Origin of the sequence: Kitasatospora sp. DSM 101779 (assembly GCF_025655475.1) — a bacterium.
Taxonomy (GTDB): Bacteria; Actinomycetota; Actinomycetes; order Streptomycetales; family Streptomycetaceae; genus Kitasatospora.
The window spans coordinates 6826967-6845144 of the sequence record NZ_JAHTIK010000001.1 but is presented as its reverse complement, the minus strand read 5'-3'; the positions used below and the strand labels follow the sequence as shown (position 1 = coordinate 6845144).

At 71.5% G+C, this 18178-nt stretch carries 17 protein-coding genes; 14 read left to right on the top strand and 3 right to left on the bottom strand.

Features of this window, described 5'->3' with window-relative positions; all coding sequences use genetic code 11:
* Positions 1 to 45: 45 nt before the first annotated feature.
* The gene (locus tag KSNIM_RS31185) at positions 46 to 1269 is read right to left on the bottom strand and encodes a PucR family transcriptional regulator (RefSeq protein WP_263106467.1); all 1224 of its coding nucleotides are present in this window, start codon (positions 1267 to 1269) and stop codon (positions 46 to 48) included.
* Positions 1270 to 1490: 221 nt separating this feature from the next.
* Between KSNIM_RS31185 and KSNIM_RS31180 the strand changes: the two genes are divergently transcribed.
* The 7 genes from KSNIM_RS31180 to KSNIM_RS31150 all read left to right on the top strand — a co-directional run bounded on the left by KSNIM_RS31180 (position 1491) and on the right by KSNIM_RS31150 (position 9340).
* Positions 1491 to 2648, top strand: coding sequence for an acyl-CoA dehydrogenase family protein (locus KSNIM_RS31180; protein WP_263106466.1), 1158 nt, complete (start codon positions 1491 to 1493; stop codon positions 2646 to 2648).
* A 603-nt stretch (positions 2649 to 3251) separates the two neighbouring features.
* Entirely contained in the window at positions 3252 to 4778 is a 1527-nt protein-coding gene (locus KSNIM_RS31175; protein WP_263106465.1) for a long-chain-fatty-acid--CoA ligase, read from the top strand.
* A gap of 226 nt (positions 4779 to 5004) precedes the next feature.
* Complete coding sequence (locus KSNIM_RS31170) at positions 5005 to 6222, top strand: acetyl-CoA C-acetyltransferase (protein WP_263106464.1); 1218 nt, start codon at positions 5005 to 5007, stop codon at positions 6220 to 6222.
* Entirely contained in the window at positions 6219 to 6905 is a 687-nt protein-coding gene (locus KSNIM_RS31165; RefSeq protein ID WP_263106463.1) for an HAD family hydrolase, read from the top strand. The genes KSNIM_RS31170 and KSNIM_RS31165 overlap by 4 nt, the downstream gene beginning before the upstream one ends.
* Before the next feature lie 4 nt (positions 6906 to 6909).
* Positions 6910 to 7665, top strand: coding sequence for a 3-oxoacyl-ACP reductase FabG (gene fabG / locus KSNIM_RS31160; RefSeq protein ID WP_263106462.1), 756 nt, complete (start codon positions 6910 to 6912; stop codon positions 7663 to 7665).
* Positions 7666 to 7687: 22 nt separating this feature from the next.
* Complete coding sequence (locus KSNIM_RS31155; protein ID WP_263106461.1) at positions 7688 to 8140, top strand: MaoC family dehydratase; 453 nt, start codon at positions 7688 to 7690, stop codon at positions 8138 to 8140.
* Between the two features lie 771 nt (positions 8141 to 8911).
* Positions 8912 to 9340, top strand: a complete 429-nt coding sequence (locus tag KSNIM_RS31150) for a hypothetical protein (RefSeq protein ID WP_263106460.1) — start codon at positions 8912 to 8914, stop codon at positions 9338 to 9340.
* A 129-nt stretch (positions 9341 to 9469) separates the two neighbouring features.
* Here the strand turns inward: KSNIM_RS31150 and KSNIM_RS31145 are convergent, their stop codons facing one another.
* A complete protein-coding gene (locus KSNIM_RS31145; RefSeq protein ID WP_263106459.1) occupies positions 9470 to 9958 on the bottom strand; it encodes a hypothetical protein in 489 nt (162 codons plus the stop codon).
* A 275-nt stretch (positions 9959 to 10233) separates the two neighbouring features.
* Here KSNIM_RS31145 and KSNIM_RS31140 point away from each other — a divergent pair, with 275 nt between their 5' ends.
* The 7 genes from KSNIM_RS31140 (at position 10234) to KSNIM_RS31110 (ending at position 17858) form a co-directional block, all read left to right on the top strand.
* Positions 10234 to 10776: a thioredoxin family protein gene (locus KSNIM_RS31140; protein ID WP_263106458.1), complete on the top strand. Its 543-nt coding sequence runs from the start codon at positions 10234 to 10236 to the stop codon at positions 10774 to 10776.
* A 148-nt stretch (positions 10777 to 10924) separates the two neighbouring features.
* The gene (gene ctaD, locus KSNIM_RS31135) at positions 10925 to 12670 is read left to right on the top strand and encodes a cytochrome c oxidase subunit I (RefSeq protein ID WP_263106457.1); all 1746 of its coding nucleotides are present in this window, start codon (positions 10925 to 10927) and stop codon (positions 12668 to 12670) included.
* Between the two features lie 98 nt (positions 12671 to 12768).
* On the top strand, positions 12769 to 13116 hold the full coding sequence (locus tag KSNIM_RS31130; protein WP_263106456.1) for a hypothetical protein: 348 nt from the start codon (positions 12769 to 12771) through the stop codon (positions 13114 to 13116).
* Between the two features lie 276 nt (positions 13117 to 13392).
* Positions 13393 to 14412: a GlxA family transcriptional regulator gene (locus tag KSNIM_RS31125; RefSeq protein WP_263106454.1), complete on the top strand. Its 1020-nt coding sequence runs from the start codon at positions 13393 to 13395 to the stop codon at positions 14410 to 14412.
* Positions 14409 to 16166: a thiamine pyrophosphate-binding protein gene (locus KSNIM_RS31120; protein ID WP_263106453.1), complete on the top strand. Its 1758-nt coding sequence runs from the start codon at positions 14409 to 14411 to the stop codon at positions 16164 to 16166. Before KSNIM_RS31125 ends, KSNIM_RS31120 begins: the two co-directional genes overlap by 4 nt.
* The gene (locus KSNIM_RS31115; protein WP_263106452.1) at positions 16138 to 16845 is read left to right on the top strand and encodes an SRPBCC family protein; all 708 of its coding nucleotides are present in this window, start codon (positions 16138 to 16140) and stop codon (positions 16843 to 16845) included. The genes KSNIM_RS31120 and KSNIM_RS31115 overlap by 29 nt, the downstream gene beginning before the upstream one ends.
* Positions 16842 to 17858: a 3-oxoacyl-ACP synthase III family protein gene (locus KSNIM_RS31110; protein ID WP_263106451.1), complete on the top strand. Its 1017-nt coding sequence runs from the start codon at positions 16842 to 16844 to the stop codon at positions 17856 to 17858. Before KSNIM_RS31115 ends, KSNIM_RS31110 begins: the two co-directional genes overlap by 4 nt.
* 42 nt (positions 17859 to 17900) lie before the next feature.
* On the opposite strand, the gene KSNIM_RS31105 is transcribed toward KSNIM_RS31110, so the two are convergent.
* A complete protein-coding gene (locus KSNIM_RS31105; RefSeq protein WP_317634077.1) occupies positions 17901 to 18131 on the bottom strand; it encodes a hypothetical protein in 231 nt (76 codons plus the stop codon).
* Positions 18132 to 18178 lie beyond the last annotated feature (47 nt).

Sequence of the window (18178 nt, the reverse complement as noted above, 5' to 3'; positions counted from 1 at the left end):
CGGCGCGGCCGGCGCGTCGTCCCGCCCGCCGCGCCCCTGTCCGTGTCACCCGAGCCAGTGCTGCAGCTCCAGGGCGATGCCGACCTGAAGCCCGCGTCCGGGGCGCGGTCGGGGCAGTAGGGCGTCGGCGCGGGCGATGCGGTTGAGGACCGTGTTGCGGTGGGTGTACAGCCGGCGGGCGGCGCGGCTGGCGTTGCAGTCCTCCTGCAGGTAGACCCGCAGTGTCCGGGCGAGTTCGGGGGGCGCGTCGGCCAGCGCGCCGAGCGTGGAGGCGACGAACTCGCGCGCCCGGTCCTCGTCGTGTGCCGCCATGGCGACGACCTGGACGTCCTCGTAGGCGGTGAGACGGGGCGGCTGGCGCATCCGGAACATCAGCCGCTGGGCGGTCAGCGCCTGCTGGTGGCTGAGCCGGAAACCGGTGGGACCGTCACCCGGCATCCCGGCGGCCGCATGGGCGTTGCTGCCCGTGGCGGCAAGGGCCTCGGCGAGGACCTCGGTGTCCACCCGCCCCGGAACCGCGATCCAGGCCCACAGGACCGAGATTCCCGCGGCGACGGTGAGTGGCCGCCGTGCTCCCGCCGCCTCGGCGATCGCATCGGCTGCGGACTCCAGCTCGCCCTGCTCCATCATGCCGGGTGCGTGCCACAGCACCAGGGCCAGGTGACGCCGGCTCAGGTCGTAGCCGAGCCGGGCACTTGCCCGTTCCTCGGCAATCGGCGCACCCTGGAGCAGGAGGTTGACGGTCTCCAGCCGCCGGGCGGGCATGCCGCCGACGAGCTGGTCGCGTTCGTGCTCCACGTGCTTCTGGACGCCGGCCAGGGTGCGGTCCACGAACCGGGACATGGAGCGGGCCGCCAGGTCGAGGGAGGCTGCCAGCACCTCCGGTGGGGCCGGTTCGGCGAGCGCGGCGCGCATCCAGTACCGCCACAGCAGGTTGTGCCCGCGCCAGTAGCCCTGGACCAGATAGCGCTCGTCGACGCCGCGTCGGACCATGTCGCGGGCCACGTCCAGGATCTGCGCCGTCAGGTCCGCGGGGACCGGGCGGCCGGGGTGAAGCCGGTTGGCACGTACCCAGCGGCCGACGGTGTCCCGGTTGCTCGCGGCGATCTCCTCGGCCATGACCGGGTCGGCCGGCGCCTCCGGTGTGTCGGGGGCCAGCTGCTGACCGATCTCGGCGAGGAGCCCGTCCAAGGTGCCCTGCATACGCTCCGCGGTCGCCCGGATGTGTGCCGCCACCTCGGGCGCGGGCGCCGCCCAGCCGTGCTTCATGGCCCCAGACTAGCCCGAACGGTGCTGGGCAGAATGCACATGCAGGAGCCGGAATTCTGTGCAGATGCACCTGGCCCTGCGCGGGAGCACGCTCTAGGTTGAGCGCGTCGTAGGACAAAACCGCAGCTCAGGGCCACCGAAAACCGCCATCGACCGCCTCGCGCGGCGAGGACCACCGGTGGTCCTCAGCCGGACACCCGGACACAGAGGAGAGACCGTCAGTGCAGCGCTCCGTCTACACCGAGGACCACGAGAACTTCCGGGAGATGATCCGGGACTTCATCGCCCACGAGGTCGTGCCCCACTACGACGCCTGGGAGGCCGCCGGTCACGCGCCGCGCGAGTTCTACCACAAGCTCGGCGACCTGGGGATCTTCGGCATCGAGGTCCCGGAGGAGTACGGCGGCTCGGGTGTCGGCGGCTTCAAGTACCAGGCGGTGGTCGTCGAGGAGCTGATGCGCGCCGGCGTGTCGTTCGGCGGTTCCGGCGTGCACACCGGTCTGGTGCTGCCGTACCTGCTCGAGTTCGCCGACGACGAGCAGAAGAAGCGCTGGCTGCCCGACTTCGTCTCCGGGCGGATGATGACCGCGATCGCGATGACGGAGCCCGGCACCGGCTCCGACCTGGCCGGCATCCGCACCACCGCGGTCCTGTCCGAGGACGGCACCCACTACGTCCTCAACGGCGCCAAGACCTTCATCACCGGCGGCGTCCTCGCCGATCTGATGCTGGTCGTCTGCCGCACGTCCCCCGCCCCGGCGGACAACCGCCGCGGCGGCCTGTCCATCCTGTGCGTGGACACGAAGTCCGAGGGCTATGCGGTCGGCCGCAAGCTGGAGAAGATCGGCCTGCGCAGCTCCGACACCGCCGAGCTCTCGTTCACCGACGTCAAGGTCCCGGTCGAGAACCTGCTCGGCGAGGAGGGCAACGCGTTCGCCTACCTCGCCCACAACCTGATTCCCGAGCGTCTCGGCATCGCCGTGTCCGCGGTGGCCGCCGCTGCGGCCGCGATCGACTTCGCGCTCGCCTACACCCGTGACCGCAAGGTCTTCGGGCAGCCGGTCTCGGGTTTCCAGAACACCAAGTTCGTCCTCGCCGAGTGCGCCGCCGAGGTGGCCGCCGCACAGGCCCTGTGCGACCGTGCCCTGGACCTCATCGAGCAGGGCGGACTCACCTCCGCCGACGCCGCCGCCACCAAGCTCTTCTGCACCGAGGCGGCGTCGCGGGTCATCGACAAGTGCCTGCAACTGCACGGCGGCTACGGTTACATGCTCGAGTACCCCATCGCCCGCCTCTACACGGACAACCGCGTCTTCCGTATCTACGGCGGCACCAGCGAGGTCATGAAGACGGTCATCGCCAAGTCCATGGGGCTGTGATCGCACCGGGCTTCCCGCGTCGGCACCGGGAACGGCCGCGGCGGCCCGCTCACCGTCGATCGGCAGCGCGGCGCCGACGGCCGGTGCCACGCCGGGTCGGGGCCGGGCACGCGGAGCACGAGGTCGGCGTACTGCTGTCCCAGGGCCCGGGGCGAGGGGCGCATGCGGTCCGTGTACCGGCGTGCGACGTCGGTGCCGAGTGACAGCACCGCGCGGCCGGCTGCCGGCACGTTGCGGCCCCCGAGGACACCGGCCTCGATCCCCTCGCGCACGAGCCCTGCGTGAGCTGCTCGATCCTGTGGTCGCCTGCCGGGCGAAACAACTGACATTACCAGGCAGTAATACTTACTAAGCGCTTGCTTAGTGCCTGTGGGGGCCATAGCCTCCGTCACACCGGCCGGCCGAGGCGGCCCCTCGGCCGGCCCGGCCACCACCCTCTCCGCGCCCGCCCCGCGCGCCCGAGAAGGGATCACCCATGAGTACGAACACGCTCGCGCCGCAGGCGACCACCCCCGCCCCCCTCCACCGCCGCCTCAGGGACCGCCGGCTGCCTCCTCCTTCCCGCCCGAGCCGCCCAGCGCTCATCCCACCGGGAGTGCCCTCATGAGCTTCAACCTCGCGACCATGCTCCGGGAGTCGCGCCATGCCCATCCGGACAAGCCGATGTGCCACTTCGCGGACACGTCCTTCAGCTACGCGCAGGTCGACGAGATCTCCGGCCGCGTCGCGAGCGCCCTTCGCGCCCGCGGGCTGGTGCGCGGTGACAAGGTCGCCGTCCAACTGCCCAACGTGCCACAGTTCCTGTTCACGTACTTCGGGATTCTCAAGGCGGGCCTGACGATCGTCCCGCTCAACCCGCTGCTCCGCGCCCCTGAGATCGCCTACCACCTCGAGGACTCCGACGCGAAGCTGCTCGTGACCTTCGGTTCGTTCGCCGACGAGGCGCTCAGAGGCGCACAGCGGGTGGCGGGGGTGACGACGTGCGTCGTCACTTCGCCGGCCGGCGAGGGGCTGCCGGCGGGCGCGATCCACTACGACGAGCTCTGCTCCGGTGGGGACACCGGCGAGATCGAGCCGACCGATGCGGACGACACCGCCGCGCTGCTCTACACCTCGGGCACCACCGGCCGGCCGAAGGGCGCCGAACTCACCCACTTCCAGCTCTACATGAACTGCACCGTCGCGGGGGAACTGTTCGGCTTCCGCGAGGACGACATCGCCGTGGCGGTGCTGCCGCTGTTCCACGTCTTCGGGCTGTCGAGCGTGCTGAACGCCTGCGTGCGGTTCGGCGGCACGATGGTCCTCGTACCCCGGTTCGAGCAGGAGTCGGTGCTCGACGCCGTCGAGCGGCACGGCTGCACGATCTTCTCCGGCGTCCCCACCATGTACGTCGCCCTCCTGTCGGCCGACACCTCCGGCCGGGAGCTCGGCTCGCTGCGGGTCGGTGTCTCGGGAGGAGCCGCGATCCCCGGTGAGGTGATCCGCGCCTTCGAGGAGAAGTTCCCGGGTGTCGTGATCCTGGAGGGCTACGGGCTGTCGGAGACCGCGAGCACCACGACGTTCAACATCAGCGCCGAGGCCCGGAAGGTGCTCTCGATCGGCAGGCCCATCTGGGGCGTTCAGGTACGTGTGGTCGACGAGAACGACGAACCGCTGCCACCGGGGCCCGACCACGTCGGCGAGATCGTCATCCGCGGCCACAACGTCATGAAGGGCTACTACAAGCGACCCGAAGCCACCGCCGAGGCGTTCAGGAACGGGTGGTTCCACACCGGCGATCTCGCCTACGCCGACGAGGACGGCTACCTGTTCGTCGTCGACCGCAAGAAGGACCTGATCATCCGCGGCGGCTACAACGTGTACCCGCGCGAGGTGGAGGAGGTCCTGTTCACGCATCCGGCGGTGGCCGAGGCGGCCGTCGTCGGCAGGCCCGACGAGAGGCTCGGCGAGGACGTCCTGGCCTACGTCGCGCTCAAGCCCGGCGCGTCGGCCACACCCGAGGAGATCGCCGCCCACTGCAAGGACAGGGTCGCCGCCTACAAGTACCCGCGCGAGGTGCGACTGGTCGACGCCCTGCCCAAGGGGCCGACCGGGAAGATCCTCAAGAAGGAACTCCGCGCCCGGTCCTGAACCGCCCTGCACTCCGCCGCAGTCGAGCCCGACCGCGGCGGAGCTGCGGCATGTCCTCGTGCCGCGAGAACGCTCCTCCGCGATCGCCGCCGCCGCCGGGCCGGGCGGTCCGGGCGTGTGACGTGGTCCACACCGAACCGCCGGATCGGACCTGTTGACGCCCGTGTCGCGACTACTGCAGCCTGTGGAGCTAAGCAAGCGCTTAGTCAGTGCCGAAGGGAAAGCCATGCCCGAAGCCGTCATCGTCTCCACCGCCCGCTCGCCGATTGGCCGAGCCTTCAAGGGCTCGCTGAAGGACCTCCGCCCCGACGAGCTCACCATCCGGATGGTCCGGGCCGCCCTCGCCAAGGTGCCCCAGCTCGACCCGAGGACGATCGACGACCTGGTGCTCGGCTGCGGCCAGCCGGCCGGCGAGTCCGGCTTCAACATGGCGCGCATCGTTGCCGTCCTCGCCGGACTGGACGAAGTCCCCGGCACGACGGTGAACCGCTACTGCTCGTCCAGCCTGCAGAGCACCCGGATGGCACTGCACGCCATCAAGGCCGGCGAGGGCGAGGTGTTCGTCTCCGCCGGCGTGGAGACCGTCAGCCGCTACACCAAGGGCAACGCGGACGGCCTGCCCGACACCGGGAACCCGGTCTTCGCCGAGGCGGAGGCCCGCACCGAGCGGTTCGCCGCCGGCGGCCGGACATGGGTCGACCCGCGCACGCAGGGCCTCCTGCCGGACGCGTACATCGCGATGGGCCACACGGCCGAGAACGTCGCCCAGTTCAAGGGCATCAGCCGCGCGGAACAGGACGCCTTCGGCGTGCGCAGCCAGAACCTGGCCGAAAAGGCGATCATCGACGGCTTCTGGGAGCGCGACATCACCCCGGTGACCCTGCCCGACGGCAGCCGGGTGACCAAGGACGACGGCCCGCGGCCCGGGGTCACCCTCGAGGCCGTCTCCCAGCTGCAGCCCGTCTTCCGCCCCGACGGCACCGTCACCGCCGCCAACTGCTGCCCCCTGAACGACGGCGCCGCCGCGCTCGTCATCATGTCCGACACACGGGCCAGGGAGCTCGGCATCACCCCGCTGGCCCGGATCGTGAGCACGGGCGTCTCGGCACTGTCCCCGGAGATCATGGGCCTGGGACCGGTCGAGGCCTCGAAGCAGGCGCTGGCACGTGCCGGCCTGACCATCGACGACATCGACCTGGTCGAGATCAACGAGGCGTTCGCCGCCCAGGTCATCCCGTCGGCGCGCGAGCTCGGCGTGCCGGACGAGAAGCTCAACGTCAACGGTGGCGCCATCGCCGTCGGCCACCCGTTCGGCATGACCGGCGCCCGGATCACCAGCACCCTCATCAACTCGCTGCAGTGGCATGACAAGCAGTTCGGCCTGGAGACCATGTGCGTCGGTGGCGGCCAGGGCATGGCGATGGTGCTGGAACGGCTCTCGTGACCGCGGTGGAGGCGGTGGTCTTCGACTACGGCGGCGTCCTCACCGGCCCGGTCCGGGACTCGATCGCGGCATGGCTCGAGTCCGACGGCATCCGGCCGGAGTCCTTCTCCCGGACGCTCAAGGCCTGGCTGTCCCGCGACGCCGCGGACGGCACCCCCGTCCACCGGCTGGAGACCGGCGAACTGACGATCGAGGGGTTCGACGCACTGCTCGCCGCCGAACTGAGCACGGTCGACGGCACGCCGGTCGAGCCGGTCGGCGTCCTCGCCCGGCTGTTCGCCGGGATGCGGCCCGACCCGGCGATGTTCGAGTTGGCCGGTGAGCTGCGCGCCCTCGGGATCCGGGTGGCCCTGCTGTCCAACAGCTGGGGCAACACCTACCCGCGCGAGCGGATCGACCCGCTCTTCGATCCCGTCGTGATCTCCGGCGAGGTCGGCCTGCGCAAGCCGCTGGCCCCGATCTACCGGTTCACCCTGGGCCTGCTCGAAGTGCCGCCCGAGCGGGCGCTGTTCATCGACGATGCCGAGCCCAATGTGCTCGGCGCCCGCGCGGTCGGCATGCAGGCGTTGCTCCACACCGACGCCGACACCACCCGGGCCGCGCTCGCCGACCTGATCCCCGGCCTGTCCCGACGGCCGCTCTCGGCACGCACCATCAACACCCGTGAATCCAAGAGGAGTTGACCCAATGATCAGCACCCGCACCGCCGTCGTCACCGGAGCCGCCCGTGGCATCGGCGCAGGTGTCGCGAAGCGACTGGCGGCAGACGGCCTGTCCGTCGCGGTCATCGACCTGGACGAGGCGGCCTGCAAGCCGGTCGTCGAGGAGATCGAGGCCGCCGGGGGCCGGGCACTGGCCGTCGGAGTGGACGTGGCGGACGAGCCGGGCGTGCAGGGCGCCGTGGACCGGATCGCCCAGGAGCTCGGCGAACCCACCGTCCTGGTCAACAACGCCGGCATCACCCGCGACAACCTGCTCTTCAAGATGACCGCCGCCGACTGGGACGCGGTCATGAACGTGCACCTGCGCGGCTCGTTCCTGATGAGCCGCGCCGTCCAGGGCCACATGACCAAGGCCGGCTGGGGCCGGATCATCAACCTTTCGAGCACCTCCGCACTGGGCAACCGCGGCCAGGCCAACTACTCCGCGGCCAAGGCCGGGATCCAGGGATTCACCAAGACTCTCGCCATCGAGCTCGGGAGGTTCGGCATTACAGCCAACGCGATCGCCCCCGGGTTCATCGAGACCGAGATGACGGCCGAGACCGCGCGCCGGATCGGCATGACGTTCGACGACTTCAAGGCGGCCGCGGCGACCCAGATCCCGGTCGCCCGCACCGGCAGGCCCGAGGACATCGCGCACGCGGTGTCGTTCTTCGCCGGCGAGGGCGCCGGGTTCGTCTCGGGCCAGGTTCTGTACGTCGCCGGCGGACCGCAGGACTGAGCGGAGACGGAGGAGAGAGCGCATGAAGATCTTTCAGGGCATCGAGCAGCTCGCGCAGGCCGCCGGCACCCACCTCGGGTACTCCGACTGGCACACCGTCACCCAGCGGCAGATCGACACCTTCGCGGAGGCGACCGGTGACCACCAGTGGATCCACGTCGACCCCGCGAAGGCGGCGCAGGGCCCGTTCGGCTCCACCATCGCGCACGGCTATCTGACGCTGTCGCTGGTGCCGATGCTGGTCTGGCAGGTGTACCGGGTCGAGGGGGTGCGCATGGGCGTCAACTACGGTGCCAACAAGCTCCGCTTCCCGTCCCCCGTCCCGGTGGACTCCCGAGTGCGCGCCGGGGTGGAGCTGTTGTCGGTGGTTCCCGGCGGCGGTGGCCACCAGGCGACGGTGAGGGTGACCGTCGAGTTGGAGGGCGGGGCCAAGCCGGCCTGCGTCGTCGAAACCGTCAGCATCCTGGTGCCCTGATCGCCCCGGCCGCAGCCGATCCCCGTTCCGCCGGCCGGTCGCCACGGGGGTCGTGCTGCGGTTCCGGACGGGCCCGGTGAGCGGCGATCGGGTCGCGGCACCAGGCGTACGAGGCCTTCCGTGGTCGCGGTCACCGGCGATGCGGGCGGCGTCGTTCAGCGCCGAACGGTGTCCGGCACGGTGAGGGGTGCGGTCGGGTGCGGCGGAACAGCCGGGTCACGGGGGCGAGCGCCACAGCCTCCGGGACCGCGCGGGTCCCGATGTCGCGCACGGTGGCGCGCCACCGTGCGTTGGGCATGTCGGTGCGGGTCGTCCGGCGCGACATCCACGAGACCGCCCTTACCCGTCGCCGACGCGCCGTCGAAGAGGCGCGCAGACCGGGTGCGTGGGCCGCGACCGTCACCGCGTCCTCGAGGGCCACGGCGGCGCCCTGGCCGGGGAGATCCCCGCGGCCACGTCGGTGGATTCCGGTGCCCGCTCGTGGGCGGTCGCCTGCCATCCGGCTTCGCGCGGCGCGATCGCGGAGGCGAGGCCGCCGATCCCGCCGCCGACGATCCCGGCACTGCGTCCCTGCGCCCCGGAATGCGACATGCTCTGCCCCCGTCGGCAACTCGACCACCCGAAGCCGTTGGTACTCGACGGCAACGACGCGGCGACGGGGTCGCCCAGAGCCGGTGCCAGCCACCGGGCAGCCGGACGCCGGAACCGTGCGCGCGGTGGCCGGACCGCCGCGGCTGCCGCGAATGCGCCGCACGCCGATACGATCGGCCCGTGATGGAACCAGGACGACGGCCGACGGCCCGCGAGGCGGCGATCCGGCGATGGCTGCCGATCGGACTACGGGCGGCCGCGCTCCTGCTGGTGCCGTGGATCGTGGTGCTGGGCCTGTCGGTCCGCCGTTTCGGCGCGCGCAACCTCGCCAACTCCTGGGTCTGGCTGGACGTCATGGAGGTGGCAGCGCTCCTGCTGCTCGCCGCGCTGGTGCGCCGCCGACACCGGGCCACCAGCCCCCTGGCCGCCGCCACCGCCGTCCTGCTGGCGATGGACGCCTACTTCGACATCTGGTCCGCGCACCGCGGTTCCGACTACCTGCTCGCCCAGGTCCTCGCCTACTGCGCCGAACTGCCCAGCGCGACGGTCCTCGCCGCCCTCTCCTGGTACTCGCTCCCCTGGGCGGCCCCGGAACCGGTCTCGTCGTAGCGGGGTGGACGGCGGCGACGTCGGCGAGGACTCCGGGGAAAGCCGTCATGACCGCCGTCGGATCGAGCGTCGAGAGGAACACCGAGGTGCTCGGCGCCGTCGACCGATGCCGACGCATCCGCCGGAGCGTCAGTTCTCCGCGCTCCGAATCGGACCGGCCTCGGCATCCCGGCGGTCCAGCGCCTCCGCGGTGGCGGGGTACTTGGCGCGGAGCCGGTCCCGGAGGGACTGCGACGGCGTGCCGGTCGCCGATGCCACGTCGACCTCCACCGCCGGGCCGGCGAGCACGACGCCGGGCGGACGCAACTGCGTCACCTCCGCTTCCAGCTCGGCGACACGGGCCTCGAGCAGCTGCACGTCCCGGGCCGCGTCCTTGTATCCCTCCTTGTGGCGCCTGGCGACCTGCGTGAGGGTGTCCACCCGGTCCGCGAAGGCGTCGCGTTCGGCGGCGATCGGCTCCACGACCTGGCCCGCGACGACCGACGCGATCCAGTCGACCCATGCGTTGATGAGCTCGGTGCCCGGCGCACCGATCAGCTCGGCGTCCTGCAGGCCGTTGAGCATCGCTGGTCGGATGGCATCGGCGATGCGCCGCTGCGGGCCCGGCTGCTCGGTCACAGCTGCTCCTCGATGAAACGATCTTCCCATGCGCCGGTTCGCCGGGTTCGACGCGGCAGAGCCTACCGGCCGGCCGACGCGTCCGGTGACGAGCCGACGACACCAGGGACACACGACCCGGTCGACCGGTGGCTCTCACTGCGGCCGACTCGGACGTCGCGGTGACCGGCATCGGTGCGGTGACCGGCATCGGTGCATTGGCAGCCGCCGGCCCCGCCGGACGACCATGGTGGTACACGCACGGCTGCCGCTGCCGATCAGAGGAAGTGAGTCGGATGGCCGCCATCTCCGCCCTGGTCCCGCTCGGGACACCGGCGCCGGACTTCTCGCTGCCCGCGATCGACGGCCGGGTCGTGGCCCGGGACGACTTCGCCGCCGCACCGGCCCTGCTGGTGGCCTTCCTGTGCAACCACTGCCCGTACGTACGGCACGTCGAGCAGGCTTTCGCCGAGGTGGTCGGCGAGTTCCCGGACCTCGCGGTCGTCGGGATCTGCAGCAACAGCCCGGTCGTCGCACCCGCCGACGACGCCGACGGGCTGCACGCCCAGGTCACCCGCACCGGGTGGACCTTCCCTTACCTCATCGACCTCGACCAGTCCGTCGGCCGGGCGTACCGGGCTGCCTGCACACCGGACTTCTTCCTCTACGACGCCCGTCGCGAGCTGGCCTACCGGGGTGCGATGGACGACTCGACGCCCGGCAACGGGAAGCCGGCTACCGGGAACCTGCTGCGGCACGCCGCCGACCTGGTGCTGGCCGGCCGGACCGTCCCGGAACCGCACCGGCCGAGCATGGGCTGCTCCATCAACTGGGCGTGACGGACGACCGCCGCGCGCGTCCGGGGTCTCGGGACGGCGGCAAACGGGTGACGTCGCGGCAGATCCGCCTGCCGTTCACCGTGTGTGGCCGCCCGACTCCACCATGATGGTGGCGATCAGGGGCAACAGGGCGAGGAGTGCTGAACCGATGACCGCTGGGACGGAAACGGCACCGGTGAGTGCGCAGCCACGGGGACGGGGCAGGGTTCTCGTGCAATGGCTCACCACCACGGACCACAAGAAGATCGGGACGCTCTACCTCGGAACATCGTTCGCGTTCTTCCTGGTCGCGGGTGTGATGGCCCTGGTGATGCGCGCCGAACTCGCCCGCCCCGGCAATCAGATCGTCTCGAACGAGCAGTTCAACCAGCTGTTCACCCTCCATGGCGGCGCGATGCTGCTGATGTTCGCGACCCCGCTGTTCGCGGGCTTCGCCAACTGGTTCATGCCGCTGCAGATCGGCTCACCGGACGTCGCCTTCCCCCGGCTGAACATGTTCGCCTACTGGCTCTACCTGTTCGGATCCCTGATCGTCGTCGCCAGCCTGCTGACGCCGCAGGGCGCGCCCGACTTCGGCTGGTTCTCCTACCCGCCGCTCTCCGACGAGGTGCGCTCCCCGAACATCGGCGGGGACATGTGGATCATGGGGCTGACCTTCTCCGGCTTCGGCACCATCCTCGGCTCGGTCAACTTCATCACCACCATCATCTGTATGCGCGCCCCCGGCATGACGATGTTCCGGATGTCGATCTTCTGCTGGAACGTCCTGCTCACCGCGGTGCTGGTGCTGCTGGCCTTCCCGGTGCTCGCCGCGACCTTCCTCGCACTGGAGGCCGACCGCAAGTTCGGGGCGCACGTCTTCGACCCCGCCAACGGCGGCGTCATCCTCTACCAGCACCTGTTCTGGTTCTTCGGCCACCCCGAGGTCTACATCATCGCGCTGCCGTTCTTCGGCATCGTGTCGGAGATCGTCCCGGTCTTCAGCCGCAAGCCGATGTTCGGCTACTCCGGCCTCATCGCGGCCACCATCGCGATCGCCGGCCTGTCGGTGACGGTGTGGGCGCACCACATGTTCGTCACCGGCCAGGTGCTGCTGCCGTTCTTCTCGTTCATGACCTTCCTGATCGCCATCCCGACCGGGGTGAAGTTCTTCAACTGGGTCGGCACCATGTGGCGCGGCTCGCTCAGCTTCGAGACCCCGATGCTCTGGGTGATCGGCTTCCTGGTGACCTTCCTCTTCGGCGGCCTCACCGGCGTGCTGCTGGCGGCGCCGCCGATCGACTTCCACGTCTCGGACTCGTACTTCGTCGTCGCCCACTTCCACTACGTGGTCTTCGGCACCGTCGTCTTCGCGATGTTCGCGGGCTTCCACTTCTGGTGGCCGAAGATGACCGGCAAGATGCTCGACGAACGGCTCGGCAAGATCTGCTTCTGGACGCTGTTCATCGGCTTCCACACCACCTTCCTCGTCCAGCACTGGCTCGGTGCGGAGGGCATGCCCCGCCGCTACGCCGACTACCTGGCCTCCGACGGCTTCACCACGCTGAACACCGTCTCCACCGTCGGCGCCTTCCTGCTCGGCCTGTCGATCCTGCCGTTCCTCTACAACGTCTGGAAGACCGCCAAGTACGGCGAGAAGCTCGAGGTCGACGACCCGTGGGGCTACGGCCGCTCGCTGGAGTGGGCCACCTCCTGCCCGCCGCCGCGGCACAACTTCCTCACGCTGCCGCGCATCCGCTCGGAATCCCCGGCGTTCGACCTGCACCACCCCGACATCGCCGCCCGCGACTACCTCGACCAGCACGGCGAGCCCGCCAAGCACCTCGCCGGTGTGACTCCCGTCGAGTACGACGCTCCGCAGCGACGCGGGCCCCGCCCCGGCGACGGCGCCTGACCACTGGCCCTGGCGGAGCCGACGACCGCCGGCCGAGGGAACACCGTCCCGCAGGACGGCGCAGCCTCCCCGCCCTGCTGTCCGTGAGGTTCTTCTTGATGGACGATGACACCACCGACACCATCGCCGGCAGCCTGCGGCAGCTGGAGGGCTACCTGCTGTGGCAGGCAGAGGTAGCCACGGCCCAGCGGGACGCCACCGCGTTCACCGAGCAGTTCCCCTGGCTCACGACCGGCCAGCGCGAGGAGATTGCACGGGCATACGCCCAGAAGCGTCTAGAGGTGTCCCGCCTGACCGTCACCCACATCGCGCAGCGCTGCCGGGACCTGCGCAGCGAGTACGAGGACCGGTACCGCCGTCTGCGGTTCGGGCTGGTCGCCCTGCTCCCCTGCGCCGCGGCCCTGGGAGCGGCCGCCGCCGCGGTGGCGACACGCTCCTGGCCGTGATCCACCCCCAGGACCGCCTGCCTCGAAGGTCCGTCCGGGCACCGGGTGCATCAGGCGCGCCGGCAGAAGCCACCCGAGCTGCGGGAGTCTGACGGTCTCCGCACCCGCATCGCACCTCACCCACCGGGGACGTGCGCGGGACTATGACCCGTCTCACACCGGTTGGTGACGCCGCGCCATCACCGCTGGTCGTCGGCGGCCCGCGCGGCCCCCGTGGCCGGATTCGTCAGTAAGCCGTCATTGCGGTCACTCCACGACCGGACACAGGCTGTGACGGTGCTTGAGCGACGAGTTGTTGTGGTGGTCTATCCGGGTGCGCAGGCCCTCGACATCACGGGCCCGATCGAGGTGTTCGACACCGCCAACCGGCGGCGTCCCGGGGAGGAGGGTGAGTACCGGATCGAGATCGTCTCGGCCCGTGCGCCGCGGGTGCGGACGAGCACGGGAATCGTGATCGAGGCGGAGCCGCTCCGGACGGGCGAGGGCCCGATCGACACGCTGCTCGTGCCGGGCGGCTGGAGCCTGCCCGACGCACTGGCCGACCGGGAGCTGGTGTCCTGGATCGGCCGGGCGGCCGTGCGTTCGCGGCGCGTGGTGTCCGTCTGCGGCGGCGCCTTCCTGCTCGCCGAGGCGGGGCTGCTCAACGGGCGGAGGGCCACCACCCACTGGGCGTTCTGCGACGAACTGGCCCGGCGGTACCCGGAGGTGGCCGTCGATCCGGATCCGATCTTCGTCTGGGACGGGGACTACGTGACCTCGGCCGGCGTGGCCACCGGGATCGACCTGGCCCTCGCCCTGGTCGAGGCCGATCACGGCGCCTCCTTCGCGCTGGAGGTGGCGCGCTTCCTGGTGCTGTTCTTCAAACGGAACGGCGGCCAGTCGCAGTTCAGCACGATTCTCGAGGCCCAGTTGGCCGACCGGCCGCCGATCCGGGCCGCGCAGGAATGGATCCTGGAGAACCTCGAACAGCCACTGCCCGTACCGGAGGTGGCCCAGCACGCCAACATGAGCGTCCGCAACTTCGCCCGGGTGTTCCGGCGCGAGGTCGGCACTCCACCGGCCCAGTACATCGAGCGGATGCGCATCGCCCGGGCGCGGAAACTGCTCGAGTCCACCGACCTGCCGGCCGGTCAGATCGCCCGCCGCTGCGGATTCGCCTCCGCCGAGACCTTCTTCCGTTCGTTCGGCCGGGCGCTGGAGCTCACCCCGGGCGAGTACCGCCGGCGCTTCCAGGCTCTCGCGCCGGCAGGTCTGGTCCTCGGCGCCGGACCTGCCGAAAGGAGCAGCACACCGTGACCACCGACATCCGGGAGACCCCGCCGGCGCCCGCCACCGACGCGACCGCCGGGGGCCGCGTCGTGGACCACCTGGCGACCGCGCTGACCGAGGCCGGAGTCCGGCAGGTGTTCGGTGTCGGCGGCGCGAACATCGAGGACCTGTACGACGCCCTGAACCTCGTCCGGGGCCGGCCACGCACCGTCCTGGCGAAGCACGAGTTCTCGGCCGTCACCATGGCGGACGGGTACGCCCGCACCACCGGGCGGCTCGGTGTCGTCGCGGCCACCTCCGGCGGCGGCGCGATGAACCTGATCCCGGGGCTGGCGGAGGCGTACGCCTCACGGGTGCCGGTACTGGCCCTCGTCGGGCAGCCGCCCACCGCACTGGACGGGCTCGGCGCCTTCCAGGACTCCAGCGGACGGGCCGGATCGCTCGACGCCCACCGGCTGTTCGCACAGGTCAGCCGGTTCTGCGCCCGGGTCGACCGGCCGGATGCCCTGCCACGGCTGCTCGCGGAGGCGATGGCTGCGGCCCGCTCGCACCCCCGGGGGCCCGCCGTGCTGCTGCTGCCCAAGGACGTCCAGCAGGCCGAGCTGACACCCCGTCGGCCGACACCGCCGACCCCGGCGCCCGAGCCGCGCACGCCACCGACGTGTCTGGACCGCGCGGCGGAGCGGCTGCGCGGTGCCGACCGGGTGCTGGTGATCGCCGGCGAGGGCGTCGCCGCGGCCGGGGCGAAGCAGGAACTCGCCGACCTGGTGGCAAGGTCGGGCGCATGGGTCGCGGTCACTCCGGACGCCAAGGACGTGTTCGACAACGCCGACCGGCACTTCGCCGGCGTGGCCGGGGTGATGGGGCATCCGAACGTCCTGGACTGTCTGCGGCGTGCCGAGCTCTGCCTGCTCGTCGGCACCCGCCTACCGGCGCTGGCCCGTGGCGGACTGGAACCGGCGCTGGACGCGACCCCCGTGATCTGCGTCGACCCCGAACCGCCGTTCATCCCTTCCCTCCCCGGACTCCACCTGTCCGGCGGCCTGCGCGACACCCTGCGGCAACTGACCGACCGGCTCGCCGCCGGCGTCCGTCCCGCCCCCGGGCACGCCGGACCGGTTCCACTGCCGAGCCCGCCTCCCGGCACCGACGGCCTCTCCCACACCGCAGCGGTGGCCGCGGTGGCGGATGCCCTGCCACCGGAGGCCCACGTCTTCGTGGACGCCGGGAACACCGGCGCCAGTGCGATCCACCGGCTCCCTGCCACGCGGCGGGGGCGGTTCGTGGTGGCCGTCGGCATGGCCGGCATGGGCTACACCTTCGGCGCGGGCATCGGCGCGGCCCTCGGCACCGGGAGGCGCACCTACGTGCTCGCCGGGGACGGGGCGTTCTTCATGCACGGCATGGAGGTGCACACCGCTCTGGAGTACGACGCGCCGGTCACCTTCGTGATCCTCAACAACAACGCCCACGCCATGTGCGCCACCCGCGACCAGCTGTTCCTGGGATCCCCGCACCCGGCCAACCTCTTCCGTCCTTCGGACATCGCCGCGGGCGCGGCGGGCATGTTCCCCACCCTGGCCGTGAGCCGGGCCGCCACCGCTCCGCAGCTGCGGCGGGCGCTGCTGCACGGCAACACCACGAGCGGTCCGGTCCTGGTGGCAGTGGACGTCGATCCCGCGGAGATCCCCCCGTTCCTTCCGTTCCTGACCGCCACCGGCCCGGTGCCGGCCGACCACGAGGAGAACGTTCATGAGCGCTGCACCGTCCACCCCGGCTGAACCGCCCGGCCCGACCACAGTGCCCGGCCCGACCACGGTGCCCGGCCTGACCACGGTGGAGAACACCGCCCCTGCCGTCCTGGCGGCCCGCTGCGCGGAGCTGACCCGCCCGGCCTATCCCCACCGGGAGGTCTACGGGCAGTACTGCACGATCCACGAGTACGTCGACTGCCCGCCGGACGACGCGTACACCTACCTGCGACAGGGGCACCATCTGGAGGAGTGGACGTTCAGTCTGCGGAACTTCGAGCCCGGCGGCGCCCCCGGTCTGTGGGTCGGGGACGATCTGCTGGAGGCGCGGACCAGGATCTACTGCCGGGTGGCGTCCAACGCCGAGGCCCGGACGGTGGACTTCCACTGCGCCTGGGACCAGGGCGAGCAACTCTGGATGATCTACCTGATGCGGGTCGTGCCCGCCGAACCCGTGCTGGGACGGCCCGGTTCCGTCATCACCTGGACCAACTGCCGGCACCCGTACTACGACGCCAACCCCCGCCCCGAGCTCGCACCGGGCCCGGACCGGGCCTGGGTGGGCACGTACTGGGACCTCTTCTACGCCGGCCACACCGTGGAGATGGCCAATCTCAAGGCGATCCTCGAGCACCGGCACCGCAACGCCCTGCCGGTGGGCGTGCCACCGCGTTCGGCGGGCGCAGCTGCGGCTCCGGGGGCGAAATGAGGACCGTCAGCCTCACCGACGTCTCCGGGCACCTGCCCGGGGAACCGGTGCCCGCCTCGTTCTACACCGACCACCCGGGGGCGGAGGACCGGCTCAGGGACAGCCCGATGTTCCGGGTCCCGGCGCTGCGGCACCATGTGACCGGGGAGAGCAACGTGGATCTGGTGGAGCGGGCCGTCCAGCCGCTGATCGAGCGGCACGGCCGGGCCGAGATCCGCGCGGTGGACGTGCTGCTGGTGCACAGCCAGCTGCCGGACAGTCCGATCGTCGGGGCCGGCACCGAGGTCGCACGCCGGCTCGGCCTGAACCCGCAGTGGCTGATCGACGTCGCCAACGCGGGCTGCGCCTCCTTCGTGCACATGCTGCAACTGGCCCGGCAGATCCTTCGCACCACCGAGGCGAGGAGGGCGCTGATCTGCAACGCGCAGACCGCCGCCGGGCAGCTCTTCACCCAGTCCGAGGTGCGACGGCTCGCCCAGGCCGCGATCCCCGGAGACGGCTGCGGAGTCGGCTACGTCACCACCTCGGCGGCCTCGCCGGTCCTGGCAGTGGCCGGCCGCCACATCGGCGCCCACGGCGGCGACATGACCGTCGTCCTGGAGGACGGCCGGCGTTACTGGGAACCGGGGCGGTCCCAGCTGCGGATCGGATTCACGGAGGAGAGCGTCGGTACCGTCCTCGAACGTGGCAACCGGCTGGTGCCCGACGTGGTCGCCGAGGTCTGTGCGCGGATCGGCGTCCCCACCGCGGAGATCGACGTGCTGGTCACCAACCAGCCCAACCGCACCTTCCTGGGGAACTGGCGGCGGTCGCTGGGCCTTCCGCCCGAACGGCATCCCGACACCTTCGACCGGTGCGGCAACCTCTTCGGCGCCGCGGTGCCCGTCACCCTGGACCTGGCGCTGCGGTCCGGTCGGGTCAAGGACGGCGACCTGGTGGTGCTGGGCGGTTTCGCACACGCGGGCGACTACGCGGGTGCGGCGGCCGTCCGCTGGGGCGGCGCGAGCAGCTGACGGCACCTCCGGGACGGGAGGGGCGTGCGGGCGGTGGGCCGTCTACAGCAGTCCGTGCAGACGGTGCTCGGCCCCGTCCGTACGCCGGATGGCGACGACGGCCGCGTCGTCGCCGAGCCGCCCACCGGCGTGGGCCAGCAGGTTGTGGTCCAGCGTCCGGGCGGGGTCGGGCAGCGTGGCGTGCTGGGCGGCGACGAGCCGGAAGGCGCTGGGCAACAGGGCGGACTCCCCGACGGCGGCCAGGCCCTTCCCCCGGACGTCCCCGACGATCATCCGCGCCCCGCCGTCCGCCTCGTGCGGCGCCGCCCTCGCCGGGCTCC

Coding starts and splice junctions, on each gene's coding strand:
- KSNIM_RS31185 (WP_263106467.1), bottom strand. CDS start 1,269: ATGAAGCACGGCTGGGCGGCGCCCGCGCCCGAGGTGGCGGCACACATC.
- KSNIM_RS31105 (WP_317634077.1), bottom strand. CDS start 18,131: ATGATCGTCGGGGACGTCCGGGGGAAGGGCCTGGCCGCCGTCGGGGAG.
- KSNIM_RS31110 (WP_263106451.1), top strand. CDS start 16,842: ATGAGGACCGTCAGCCTCACCGACGTCTCCGGGCACCTGCCCGGGGAA.
- fabG (WP_263106462.1), top strand. CDS start 6,910: ATGATCAGCACCCGCACCGCCGTCGTCACCGGAGCCGCCCGTGGCATC.
- KSNIM_RS31155 (WP_263106461.1), top strand. CDS start 7,688: ATGAAGATCTTTCAGGGCATCGAGCAGCTCGCGCAGGCCGCCGGCACC.
- KSNIM_RS31170 (WP_263106464.1), top strand. CDS start 5,005: ATGCCCGAAGCCGTCATCGTCTCCACCGCCCGCTCGCCGATTGGCCGA.
- KSNIM_RS31140 (WP_263106458.1), top strand. CDS start 10,234: ATGGCCGCCATCTCCGCCCTGGTCCCGCTCGGGACACCGGCGCCGGAC.
- ctaD (WP_263106457.1), top strand. CDS start 10,925: ATGACCGCTGGGACGGAAACGGCACCGGTGAGTGCGCAGCCACGGGGA.
- KSNIM_RS31130 (WP_263106456.1), top strand. CDS start 12,769: ATGGACGATGACACCACCGACACCATCGCCGGCAGCCTGCGGCAGCTG.
- KSNIM_RS31175 (WP_263106465.1), top strand. CDS start 3,252: ATGAGCTTCAACCTCGCGACCATGCTCCGGGAGTCGCGCCATGCCCAT.
- KSNIM_RS31115 (WP_263106452.1), top strand. CDS start 16,138: ATGAGCGCTGCACCGTCCACCCCGGCTGAACCGCCCGGCCCGACCACA.